Genomic DNA, 12,064 nt, shown 5'->3' with positions numbered 1-12,064 from the left:
GCAAGAGCTGGCCCCCCGAAACGCCAACTCCCAAAATTTGACTGAGCGGACGGACGGGGCGTTCTGAAACTGTACGGAGCCATGGATGGCGGAGTCCAAGCGTCACATGGATGTGCCGAAGGAGCGTGTTTCAGAACGCCCCGTCCGTCCGCTCACACTTCGAAACCAGCGGGCTTACTTTCGGTATTTTGCGAGCTCGAGACGAGCAACCATCGCCCTATGAACCTCATCCGGGCCATCAGCCAGGCGCAAAACCCGAGCATAGGCAAACAGCTGAGTCAGCGGGAAATCGTCGTCGCTGACACCCGCACCACCGTGAATCTGAATCGTGTCATCCACAATCTGCTGAAGCATCTTCGGAATCACCGCCTTGATCATCGACACTTCCTGAAGGGCCCCGGAAATACCCTTGGTATCCAACGCCCAGGCACACTTCAGCGTCAGCAGCCGCGCCTGTTCAATCCCCATACGGGCATTAGCGATGACGTCAGGATTACCACCCAGTTTAGCGATCGGCCGACCAAACGCCTCACGACTGGTCGCCCTTTTTATCATCAATTCCAGAGTACGTTCCGCCGCACCAATCGCCCGCATACAATGGTGAACACGGCCCGGCCCAAGACGGCCCTGGGCGATTTCAAAACCACGGCCGGGGCCGGCAATAAACGCGGTCTTCGGCAAGCGCACATTGTCAAAAGACACAACACCATGACCGTAAGGCTCATCGTAGGCACCAAAAACCGGCAACATGCGTTCCACGTTTACCCCCGGAGTATCCAGCGGCACCAGCACCATGGAGTGACGGCGGTGTTTGTGGGCGTCCGGGTCGGTCAGGCCCATAAAGATGGCAACTTTGCAGTCCGGGTGACCAACACCGGTGCTCCACCATTTGCGGCCGTTAAGGATCACTTCATCACCCTCAACAACAGCCGTCGCCTCCATGTTGGTCGCATCAGAAGAAGCCACTGCCGGCTCCGTCATACAGAACGCAGAACGCACCTCACCGCTTTGCAGGCGGGGCAGCCACTCGGCTTTCTGCTCCTCAGAACCGTAATGGATCAGCACTTCCATATTGCCGGTATCCGGCGCATTGCAGTTGAAGATTTCGGGGGCGATAAAACTGCGGCCGGTTTCTTCGGCAATCACGGCGTAATCAGAGTTGAGCAGACCACATCCGTATTTCTCATCCGGAAAGAACATGTTCCACAGGCCCTGAGCTTTGGCCTTTTCCTTTAACTCTTTGATGATCGGCAGCACTACCCAGCGGTTTTCCTGCGCCATCAACTCCTTATGGTACTGCTCTTCAATCGGGAAGATTTCTTCCTTCATGAAGGTTTTAACGCGCTTGAGATAGTCTTGGCCCTTCTCGGAAATACTGAAATCCATTGCCGTGTCCTCGTAGTTTGACCGATATGGAGCCAGTCTAGTTATCCACCAACTATTACGCGACTGAATTATTCTTATCATTTATCATAAGACTGGCTTATTCGCGAAATGGAGGCGCCCATGGCACTGAATCGACTGGATCTGAACCTGCTGCACGTATTCGACACCATTTATCGGGAAGGCAGCCTCACCCGCGCGGCCAGGGCCCTGCACCTTACGCAGCCTGCAGTCAGCCATTCCCTGTCGCGCCTGCGGGAGCATTTCGACGACCCACTCTTCAGCCGTCAGGGCAACCAGATGGTGCCCACGCCCCTGGCCCGTCGCTTCCTGGAATCCATGCGCCCGGGGCTGACCCAGATTCAGAGTGCGGTGAACCAGTTCCACGCCTTCGACCCGGCCAATCAGCGCAAAACCTACTCGCTGGCCCTGCGGGATATCCTGGAGTCAACATTTCTTCCAAAGCTGATGGGGAAACTGGAAAGCTACCCCGAGCTGGAGATCATCAGCCAGCGAGTACCCCGGCGTGATATGGAAACCCAGCTCGCGGCGGGAAAATTGGATTTTGCAGTGGATGTGCTGTTGCCGGTCAGCAATCAGACGGGCCATGAACTACTACGCCATGACAGGCTGGTGGTGCTGGCGAGAAAGGGCCATCCGCTGACAAGCGGAGGGCTGACCATGGACAAGTATCTACAGGCAAAACATGTGCTGGTGTCATCGCGTTCCGAGGGTCCGGGCATTGAGGACTTTGAGCTGTCGCGGTTTGGAGTGCAGCGAAATATCCGCCTGCGATGCCAGCACTATTACGCCGCCTGCCGGGTAGCGGAGGGAACCGACCTGCTACTGACCATGCCGGAAAACTACGCCCGTATCATCGCAGAGAGGGCAGACATTGATATTCTGACCACTCCGGTAGATCTGCCCGGTATCGATGTGCATCTATACTGGCACAAGGCCTATGAACGGGAGCCAGCGCTTATCTGGTTCCGGGAGCAGTTGGCCAGCATTGTGTGAGTGCCACCATCAGTAGGCCCCCACCAGCTTCAGAAAACCAAGAAATCCGGCTGCGGTAATGCCCAACGACGCAACAACAATCCCAAAGCCCCACCAGATGGCCGCGCCATCAGACACCTGCGCGTCATGCCCTCGAAGCGTGCGGTAGAACGCCCAGGGGCCAAGGATAAAGGCACCCAACACCGCAAACACCAGCCCCACACTGACGCCAGCAAATGTCCAGGTGGCCAGCACCGTAGCGCGATCAGACACCTGTTCCCTGACGCCATGACGAAGCAGGAACTGCTTGCAGAAGAACCAGATCAGGGCGAACAGGATGATAACAAACAACAATCCGCCAACGACGGTAATCAGGCGATAGAACAAGGTAAATCCTCAGTCAAATTGGTCAACCACAGCACTATAACCAGCAATCCATAACTGGTAAAACAAACGAGGGATTAAATGGTGTGGAATCCCCATGACACATGACTACACTGAATCACACGACTGACACTAAGATCACAGCGACAGGAAGGAGTATCCGGAATGGCCCAGAAAACCCGAATTGCCGTGACCCCCGGTGATGGCATCGGTCCTGAAGTGGTTGCCGAGGCGGTACATTGCCTGGAGACCCTGCGCAGACGACACGATCTGCCGATGGAGTGGACACGCTTTCCCTGGCCATCCCATGCCTGGCACGAGGAAAATGGCGAATCCATGCCGGCCGATGCGCTGGATCAGTTGAAGTCCTACGACGCCATTCTCCTTGGTGCCCTGGGCGACCCCGGCCCGGTGGACGACCCTGACCGCTACCTGTTGCCAGACAGTATCTCACTCGCGCCCCTGCTGGACATGCGCAAGGGATTTGATCAGTGGGTTTGCGAACGGCCCGCCAGGCTGCTTCCCGGTGCCCGTCAGTATCTGGCGGATGAGCGCGCTAAGGACATCGACATGCTGGTGATTCGCGAAAACAGCGAGGGCGAGTATGTCAGCCAGGGCGGCCGGCTCCGCAAGGGCGCGCCGGACGAAGTGGCCACCCAGATGGAAGTGTTCACCCGCCGGGCGACGGACCGGATTATCCGCTACGGCTTCGAGCAGGCCCGCCTGCGTGCCGCCGCTCGCGCCGAGGAGGGTCGCGTTCGTCAGTTCCGCACGCTGGACGGTAAAACCTGTGAAAGCCAGGTGTGCATCGTGACCAAACGCAATGCCCTGCGCTATTGGGGCGACATGTACACCGAAGCCTTCGAGGAAATGGCGACACAGTACCCCGACGTAGCAACGCACCACGAACTGGTGGATGCGGCCTGCATGAAGTTCGTTCAGGCGCCCTGGGCGTTCGATGTGGTGGTGGCCAGCAACCTGCAGGGTGACATCCTGACTGACCTTGCAGCCGTATTGTCCGGCGGCATGGGCGTGGCGCCCTCCTGCAACCTGAATCCCGACGAAAATGGCATGCCGTCGATGTTCGAGCCAACCCATGGCAGCGCACCGGATATTGCCGGCCAGGGCCTGGCCGACCCGACGGCCATGCTGTTCACCACGGCACGCATGTTGGAATGGCTGGGGCGGAAAGACCCGGCGGTGGCCACTGCCGGGCGGGAATTGTTTGATGCGGTGGCCGCCGACCTCGCAGAAAACGCCGGCAAATCCAGAGGTACACAGGAAATCGGCGCCGCCGTGCGCGAGCGCCTGGAGTCACTTACTCGGCCATAACGAATTCAAGCCGCCCGGGCGCGACCCTCACGTCCATGGGGACCATGCCGAACATGCGCTGGGTGAAGTCCGCTTCATCCAGCCGATACACCGGCATGGTTTCCAGCATCTGGGCAACCACCCGCATGACGTTATCCGTGACCGGCTTGAGGTCCCCTTTGAAAAACGACGAATCGATGCTGCTTTCCAACAGTTGCAGCCGCCGAATGTAGATCGCTTTCTCCTCGCTGTCGTACACCGGCGCTCCTTCCACTTTCAGAGCAATATCGACTGGTAGCTTTGCCATCAGCGCATTCAGGGCTACCTGCCCTCTCAGGTCAATGACCGCCACGTCACGACCATCCGGGCCAAGGGTAATATCCGCGTTGCTCAGGCTCAGGCTGAGTGGCGACCCACCCTGCAGTTGTCGGCGATCAAAATCGCTGACAGTGTCCTGAAAGTGACGCTCAAGTGTCGCCTCGGAAATGGAATAGGGGGACAGGCTGGCACAGCCACCCAATGCCATCATGGAAATCAGAATGAAGGTAGAAAACAGGCGGGTTGATGCGTTGACCATCGAATAACTCTCCTTTGCAGATTCTCCTATCCTGAGCCAAGGTGGCCGCCCGGGCAAGCCGGGCGGGTTAATCATCATTCAGGAATGGCATTGGCACCGCAGCAGACTGGCGGAGGCTATTCGTTCTCGGCCCGGACGGTCACGGAAGGGGTCAGGTTTTCGTCGAAGACTACGTGGATCAGGATCGGCTGGCAGCACACCTGGCAATCCTCCACGTACTCCTGATCCTCCACCGAGGGGTCGACGCTGATGTCCAGCGTCTCCCAACAGTAGGGGCATTGCACAAGTACCGAATCCAGGGCCGACATAACGGTCAAAACTGCTGCTTGGCCATCCAGGGGATGATCCGGTCGAAGGCTTCATCCAGTTTCTCGCACGTGGTCGAGAAACTGATCCGAACGGCGTTCGTGCACCCTTCCCCGAAGGCATCTCCCGGCACCAGGCAAACACCCGTTTCCTTCAGCATGCGCAATGCCAGGTCAGAACCGTCCACATGGGGCGGCAAGTCCGGGAACGCAAAGAAGGCGCCGCCGGGTTTGTACCCTGTCAGATACGGTGTCTGGTCGACAAGTTCCACCACCTTGTCGCGGCGTTCACGGTAGATATCCACCATGTTCTTGACGCATTGCTGGTCTCCGGTGAGTGCCGCGACCCCCGCGAACTGGGACGGCGTGTTGGCGACAGAGGTGGTGAACATGTGAAAACGCCGCAGCGACTTGATCGCCGCCTGGCTTGCAATCACCCAGCCTACCCGCAATCCGGCCATGCTATAGGTCTTCGAGAAGCTGCTGATGCACATGATGTTGTCCAGGTCCATTGAGCAGTTCAGTACGCTGGCGAAATCGTCATCATCGAAGATCAGGTGGTCGTAGACTTCATCCGCGTAAACCTGAATACCCCGATAGGCGCATTCTTCCAGAATGGTTTCGACGGTGCTGCGGGGGTAAACGGCCCCAGTCGGGTTGTTGGGGTTGTTCAGAATCAGCGCAAAGGTGCGCGGCCCCATGGCGCGAATCACTTCGTCCGGGTCCAACTGATGGTTGTTCTCGGCCCGAGTCGGCACAAACTTGACCTCGCCACCGTTCATACGAATCAATGGCGCGTAAAGCAGGAACGACGGGTCAGTCACGATAAACTGCCGGCCCGGCGCGGACGTTGCCGAAATAGCCAGGTACATGGCTTCTGTAGCGCCGCTGGTGATCAGAATGTTGTCGCGGGTCAACTTACGATTGTAGCGCGCGCCGTAATAGTCCCTCAGGGCAACCAACAGCTCGGGCAGGCCCGCGTCCATTGTGTAACCCGTCTGCCCGGCATTCAGCGCGTCAACATAGGCATCAATAACATGCTTGGGTGTCGGCAAGTCCGGCTGACCAATCGAAAGATGAATGACATCCTTCATGGTGGCCGCCATATTCACCATGCGACGGATGCCCGGCACCGGAACCGCCTGCATCGCCGGGTTCCAACTGGCCTTGTTCTTCCGGTATTTCACTTTACGCGGTTTGGTCTGGCCGGTTTCTCGATTGGCGGCTTCTGCCATAAACACCTCCTGAAAGCAGGGCAAATAGTAGCTACTCCTGCAGGTTAGTCAGTAAACAGGGGCCGTACAAGACATAAAACAGAAAGATTCGGCACCCCCGACGAAACGCTGCAATAGCCGTCATGACAGGGGCTACGACCTTTATCTTATATTGGCTCAGGTTGACCAGCTCAGAGTCAGATACCAGACTGTAGACTCGACATCCGGACTGTCGATTCCCGCGGCCGGACGCGGACAAACTGCATTGGCGGAGGACAGATGACCCAACACAGCAAACCGGTTGTAACCGTTCTGACGGCACCCGGCGAAAAAGAGCCTCCTGGCATGGATGCGCTGCGAGCACGAGCAGAGGTTCGCTTTGCCTCTGACGAGCCCACTCTGCGGGATACGTTGCCAGGTACCGACGTAATGATGGTGACGGACTTTCGCACCGAGGCCCTGGCCGCAGCCTGGCCGTCGGCGGACAAGCTGCAGTGGATTCACGCCACCAGTGCTGGCGTGGATGCCCTGATGTTCCCGGACCTCACTGAAGGCGACGTCACCGTGACCAACGCCCGGGGTATCTTCGACCGCACCATTGCCGAGTACGTGCTGTGCACGATTCTGATGTTCGCCAAAGATTTTCCGCGCTCCCTGCGCCTGCAGGCTGAGCACAAATGGCAGCACCGGGACACCGAAAGAGCCGAAGGCAAGCAGGTACTGATCGTCGGCGCCGGCTCCATAGGCGGCCAGATTGCCAGATTGTGCAAGGCTGCCGGCCTGAAACCCCACGGTATTGCCCGTAAACCTCGCCACGACGACCCGGATTTTGTTGCGGTACACGGCAATGACGACCTGACCGAACAATTGGGCCTGGCGGACTTCGTTGTCATTGCCGCACCTTTAACGCCACAAACCGAGGGTCTGTTCAACGAGAAAGCCTTCAAGTCCATGCGCAAGTCCGCCCGCCTGATCAACATCGGTCGCGGACCCGTGGTGAAGACCGACGACCTGATTGCCGCCCTGAACAACGGCGACATCGCCGGCGCTGCCCTGGACGTATTCGAGGAAGAACCCCTGCCGGCCGATCATCCGCTCTGGGATATGGAGAACGTCATTATGACTGCCCACATGTCCGGGGACTTTATCGGCTGGAAGCGGGCACTGACCGACCAGTTCCTGGAGAACCTGGATCGGTGGCATCAGGGTGAGGAGTTGTTCAATCTGGTGGACAAAAAGCTGGGGTATGCCAGTAAGAAGTGAGCCCACTCGCCCAAACAAAAAAGCGGAAATCCCAAGACAGGATTTCCGCTTTTTTGAATCAATAGAACCTTCTCAGGCCAATCAGCTACCAGACAACGACGTATCCGAAGGATCAATTTCCATCTGCTGGATCGCAATCACCGCCTGGGTCCGGTTACGAACCCCCAGCTTCCGGAAAACCGCCGTGATATGCGCTTTGATGGTGGCCTCTGAGACATCCAGATCGTAAGCGATCTGTTTGTTAAGAAGCCCTTCAGCCAGCATACCCAGCACCCGAAACTGCTGCGGCGTCAACGACGCCAGTTTTTCGGAGAAGTCCGTCATGTCCGAATGCATCCGTTCGATCTTGTCCGCCACACCTTCAGGCAACCAGACATCCCCTTCCAGGACTGCCTGAATCGCCTCGGTGATGGTCGGCAGAGGCGCCGACTTCGGAATGAAGCCCGACGCCCCATAATCGATCGAACGGCGCATCACCTGCATCTCTTCCGATCCTGACACCACCACCACCGGCAGGCCGGGATACTGCCCGCGCATGAACACGAGCCCCGAGAAGCCGTGGGCGCCCGGCATGTTCAGATCCAGTAACACCAGATCCGCATCCGGATGCGACTCTACCGCCGCCTGCAGCGCCTTGATGCTGTCCACTTCCACTGTCTTGGCATCAGGTACCGCCTGACTGACCGCCTGTTTCAGAGCTGCCCGAAACAGCGGGTGATCATCGGCGACGATAATGGTTTGTGTCATTCAACAGATTCCTCACAGGGTCACAGCCTGATAACAAGCAGGCTTTACTTGTTCGCACGACCGCTGATCAGGTCATCCACCACACCCGGGTCCGCCAGGGTGGAGGTATCTCCCAGCTGATCGTGCTCGTTCGACGCGATTTTACGCAAAATCCGGCGCATTATCTTGCCAGAACGGGTCTTGGGCAGTCCAGGCGCCCATTGGATCACGTCTGGAGAGGCAATGGGGCCGATTTCCTTGCGAACCCACTGGACCAATTCCTTCTTGAGCTCGTCTGACGGCTCCTCTCCGTGAACCAGGGTGACATAGACGTAAATGCCCTGCCCCTTGATCTCGTGAGGGTAGCCTACCACAGCTGCCTCGGCGACCTTATCGTGTGCCACCAGGGCACTTTCCACCTCGGCCGTACCCAGACGGTGGCCGGACACGTTCAGCACGTCGTCCACGCGGCCGGTAATCCAGTAGTAACCGTCCTCGTCACGGCGGGCGCCGTCACCCGTGAAGTACATACCTTTGTAGGTGCTGAAGTAAGTCTGCTTGAAGCGCTCATGGTCGCCAAAAATGGTACGCATCTGGCCAGGCCAGCTATCCAGGATTACCAGGTTACCCTCGGTCTTGCCGTCCAGGATATTGCCATCGTTGTCCACCAGCGCCGGCTTGACGCCGAAGAAGGGAACTGTGGCGGAACCAGGTTTGAGATCAATGGCACCCGGCAGCGGCGAAATCAGGATGCCGCCGGTCTCGGTCTGCCACCAGGTGTCGACGATCGGGCATTTGCTGTTGCCGATCACCCGGTGATACCACTCCCAGGCTTCCGGGTTGATCGGCTCGCCCACCGAGCCCAGCAGACGCAAACTGTCGCGGGTAGTGCCGTTCATGCAGGACTCGCCCTCGGCCATCAGGGCACGGATGGCGGTGGGTGCGGTGTACAGGATATTGACCTTGTGCTTGTCCACCACCTGGCCCATGCGGGAGGTGTCAGGGTAGTTGGGTACACCTTCGAACAGGACAGTGACAGCGCCATTGGCCAGCGGGCCGTACAGGATATAGCTGTGGCCGGTAACCCAGCCGAAGTCCGCAGTACACCAGTAGACATCGCCGTCGTGGTAGTCGAACACATACTCGTGGGTCATGGAGGTGAAGACCATGTAGCCACCAGTGGTGTGCAACACGCCTTTCGGTGCGCCGGTGGAACCTGAGGTGTACAGCATGAACAGCGGGTCTTCAGCGTTCATGGGCTCTGCCGGGCAATCCGTGGATGCGCCTTTCATCAGCTCTTCGTAACTTTCGTCACGACCGTCTTTCCAGGGCACGTCACCACCGGTGCGCTTGACCACGATTACCTTGTCCACATCGGCGCCCGCTTCTTTGCTCAACGCGGCGTCGACATTTTTCTTGAGCGGGATCTTGCGGCCGCCACGAACGCCCTCATCGGCCGTGACCACGAAACGGGATTTACCGTTGGCAATGCGGGCGCCCAGTGCTTCCGGCGAAAACCCGCCGAAGACAACCGAATGGATGGCACCGATGCGGGCACAGGCCAGCATGGCAACACCCGTTTCAACAATCATGGGCATGTAGATAGTGACAACATCGCCCTTCTTGACGCCCTGGTCTTTCAGAACGTTAGCGAACTTACAGGTTTCTTCGTACAGTTCGCGGTAGGTGACGTTGCGAGAATCGGCAGGGTCATCGCCCTCGAAAATGATGGCCGTCTGGTCACCGCGCTTTTCCAGGTGACGATCCAGACAGTTGGCGGCGGCGTTCAGTTGGCCGTCTTCAAACCATTTGATGGAGAGATTGTCGTAGTCGTAGGTGGTGTTTTTTACCTTCGAGAAGGGCTTGATCCAGTCCAGTCGCTTGCCGTGTTCGGCCCAGAACGTTTCCGGGTCCTCCACCGACTGCCGGTACATCTTCTCGTACTGATCCCGATTTAGCAGGGCCTGTTTGGCCACGTCCGGACTTACCGGATAAACCTGTTTATCAGTCATTGTGCTCCCCCTTATTAGTCAGAGTCTGTTGTCATTATCGGTTATTTAATAAAGAGCGTGACGGGCAAAAAAAGCCCTGAAGACGGATACCCATAGTTCAACACGCGTGCCAGTGAACAATGAATTAGACTAACGTCCCAATCCGCCAGCACTTTTAGCCAGAATGACGGTTTCACGAGGGGCACCCTGTTGTTTTGGAGCCTGCCATAAAGGATAGACCTGCCAGCAGAAACAACAAGTAACGTTCCGGACCCTGGGAACCAGGATCCGAATAAAAAGGACAGCCGATTGACGGGGTGTCAGGCGGCCTTTTTGCGGGTCTGGGTGGCCCGCAAGCTGTACAGTTTCCGCTCCTTGAGTGCGTAGCGATTAAGACCTCCGAGGTGGATCTTGCGCAAGTATAGCTGCCAGTCGATCTGGCGCGCGTCCACCGGAAACAGAACACGATCCAGTTCACCCATGCGGGAAGCCAGGGCCATCAGCGAATCGTTACGGAAGATATAATCCGGCGCGGTGTAGAAACCAAAGATAGTGGCGAGTGAACGCGTGGTATCGAGGTTTTTAAGAACCTTCAGCTCACGATTCTGGCCTGCAAGTCTCAAGGCCTTGCCTGCAATGGATAACGGCACACGCATACCACCAACCACAACGTCAAACAGCTTTCGATTGACCGCCACAAATGGTTTCGTGGGCCGACGATAGAACAACTGGTCATACGCCGCATGGTTGGATTTGGCTTCCACCATCAGGTAGTCAATAAACTTGCCCAGCGAAATCGGGTTTGAACTGCCACTGCAGCACTGGTAAATGCGGCGATGCCCAGGTTCGGAAATGGCTTCGGCGAGAGACAGAATAATGCTGTTGGCCACCAGGTCTACCGGGATCACATCGATAATGCCGCTACGCTTGCCGGGGAACAGTGAGACTTTCTCACGGGCGTAGGCGAGGATGATGGCATCCGCCACCTTCACACCTTCAATCCATCCCGGCGAGGGCTCTTCCAGTGCACTTTCAATGATGGAGGGGCGAACAATCGTGAGTGAGCGCCCGGACAGGGCTTTCATCAGGAGTTGCTCACCCAGCCATTTTGTAAACGTGTAGGTGTCGCTCCAGCCGTAGTTGTTGGCCTCGCGAATGCCCAGGTCCACTAGCTTTTTCTCAAGCACTTTGCCGGAGTATCGGGCCTTCACGTCGGAAATTTTGTCCTGCAGCAGATGTACAAGCTCTTCAGTTTCATAGTAGCCGTCGCTGCTGCGGGGGATAGACTCGCCCCCCGGCTTGATGACGGACTCCGTGATCTGACCGGAATTCTTGCCGTTAACATAGCAGGTGGACACCTGGATAACCGCCATAGTGCTATTAAGCTCCGCCAGGGCGGCAACGTTCTCGAGGCATAGGGTGTTGATCTTCAGCGCCTTATCGAGCTCCTCCCGGAAGTTTACGCTGGCTGCGGAATTGATAAACGCGTCAACCTGCCCGGCAAGCGCACGGAACCGCTCCGGCGTAAGCCCGAAACGGGATTCAGTCACTTCGCCGGTGATGCAGTGAACGCGTTCCTCAAGAAAGGTTTCGAACGCCTCGTTGTCATCGTGTCGAAGGCGCTCGAACACGGAAGAACTGGCAATCTCATTAAGGAATCGCTCCCGCGCTGCTGGATGCCTTTTGTTACCACGAATCAGCAAATGGATCCCGCCAATATCCGGTACCGTGCGAATCAGTTTCTCTAATACCACCTTGCCGAGAAACCCGGTGGTACCGGTGATCAGCACGTGTTTACCGCGTAGTTGTTCAAGAACACCGGACGCCGACGCTCCGTTTTGTTGCTGCTGTATAGCCATGGCGAGAACTCCTTCTCAAATTCACTGTGTAGCCATCAAGTGCAGTAGGTTTTCA

11 protein-coding genes are annotated in these 12,064 nt (G+C 57.3%); 3 read left to right on the top strand and 8 right to left on the bottom strand.

The window, feature by feature from the left end; translation table 11 throughout:
* Positions 1 to 174 precede the first annotated feature (174 nt).
* On the bottom strand, positions 175 to 1,386 hold the full coding sequence (locus AC0B60_RS00940) for an acyl-CoA dehydrogenase family protein (RefSeq protein ID WP_465083314.1): 1,212 nt from the start codon (positions 1,384 to 1,386) through the stop codon (positions 175 to 177).
* A 120-nt stretch (positions 1,387 to 1,506) separates the two neighbouring features.
* On the opposite strand from AC0B60_RS00940, the gene AC0B60_RS00935 reads away from it, so the two are divergent.
* Entirely contained in the window at positions 1,507 to 2,400 is an 894-nt protein-coding gene (locus AC0B60_RS00935) for a LysR family transcriptional regulator (protein ID WP_465083312.1), read from the top strand.
* 9 nt (positions 2,401 to 2,409) lie between these two features.
* Here AC0B60_RS00935 and AC0B60_RS00930 read toward each other — a convergent pair whose 3' ends face one another.
* Entirely contained in the window at positions 2,410 to 2,766 is a 357-nt protein-coding gene (locus AC0B60_RS00930; protein WP_465083311.1) for a hypothetical protein, read from the bottom strand.
* 162 nt (positions 2,767 to 2,928) lie between these two features.
* On the opposite strand from AC0B60_RS00930, the gene AC0B60_RS00925 reads away from it, so the two are divergent.
* Positions 2,929 to 4,095 (top strand): isocitrate/isopropylmalate dehydrogenase family protein, encoded by a 1,167-nt coding sequence (locus tag AC0B60_RS00925; protein ID WP_465083309.1) that lies wholly within the window; start codon positions 2,929 to 2,931, stop codon positions 4,093 to 4,095.
* Here AC0B60_RS00925 and AC0B60_RS00920 read toward each other — a convergent pair.
* The 3 genes from AC0B60_RS00920 to AC0B60_RS00910 all read right to left on the bottom strand — a co-directional run bounded on the left by AC0B60_RS00920 (position 4,082) and on the right by AC0B60_RS00910 (position 6,191).
* Positions 4,082 to 4,651, bottom strand: a complete 570-nt coding sequence (locus AC0B60_RS00920) for a YceB family lipoprotein (protein WP_465083307.1) — start codon at positions 4,649 to 4,651, stop codon at positions 4,082 to 4,084. The genes AC0B60_RS00925 and AC0B60_RS00920 overlap by 14 nt on opposite strands.
* 116 nt (positions 4,652 to 4,767) lie before the next feature.
* The gene (locus AC0B60_RS00915) at positions 4,768 to 4,959 is read right to left on the bottom strand and encodes a CPXCG motif-containing cysteine-rich protein (RefSeq protein WP_465083917.1); all 192 of its coding nucleotides are present in this window, start codon (positions 4,957 to 4,959) and stop codon (positions 4,768 to 4,770) included.
* A gap of 5 nt (positions 4,960 to 4,964) precedes the next feature.
* Positions 4,965 to 6,191: a pyridoxal phosphate-dependent aminotransferase gene (locus AC0B60_RS00910; protein ID WP_465083305.1), complete on the bottom strand. Its 1,227-nt coding sequence runs from the start codon at positions 6,189 to 6,191 to the stop codon at positions 4,965 to 4,967.
* A gap of 258 nt (positions 6,192 to 6,449) precedes the next feature.
* Here AC0B60_RS00910 and AC0B60_RS00905 point away from each other — a divergent pair, with 258 nt between their 5' ends.
* Positions 6,450 to 7,433 carry a D-2-hydroxyacid dehydrogenase gene (locus AC0B60_RS00905; RefSeq protein WP_465083304.1) on the top strand — a complete coding sequence of 328 codons (984 nt, stop codon included), beginning with the start codon at positions 6,450 to 6,452 and terminating at the stop codon, positions 7,431 to 7,433.
* Between the two features lie 81 nt (positions 7,434 to 7,514).
* On the opposite strand, the gene AC0B60_RS00900 is transcribed toward AC0B60_RS00905, so the two are convergent.
* The 3 genes from AC0B60_RS00900 to AC0B60_RS00890 all read right to left on the bottom strand — a co-directional run bounded on the left by AC0B60_RS00900 (position 7,515) and on the right by AC0B60_RS00890 (position 12,009).
* Positions 7,515 to 8,180, bottom strand: a complete 666-nt coding sequence (locus AC0B60_RS00900; RefSeq protein WP_007152036.1) for a LuxR C-terminal-related transcriptional regulator — start codon at positions 8,178 to 8,180, stop codon at positions 7,515 to 7,517.
* 44 nt (positions 8,181 to 8,224) lie between these two features.
* Positions 8,225 to 10,171 carry an acetate--CoA ligase gene (gene acs / locus AC0B60_RS00895; protein ID WP_465083302.1) on the bottom strand — a complete coding sequence of 649 codons (1,947 nt, stop codon included), beginning with the start codon at positions 10,169 to 10,171 and terminating at the stop codon, positions 8,225 to 8,227.
* A 299-nt stretch (positions 10,172 to 10,470) separates the two neighbouring features.
* Positions 10,471 to 12,009 carry a fatty acyl-CoA reductase gene (locus AC0B60_RS00890; RefSeq protein WP_465083300.1) on the bottom strand — a complete coding sequence of 513 codons (1,539 nt, stop codon included), beginning with the start codon at positions 12,007 to 12,009 and terminating at the stop codon, positions 10,471 to 10,473.
* Between the last annotated feature and the right edge of the window lie 55 nt (positions 12,010 to 12,064).

Source organism: Marinobacter sp. V34 (assembly GCF_055524115.1).
This window is presented reverse-complemented; position numbering and strand designations above follow the sequence as displayed.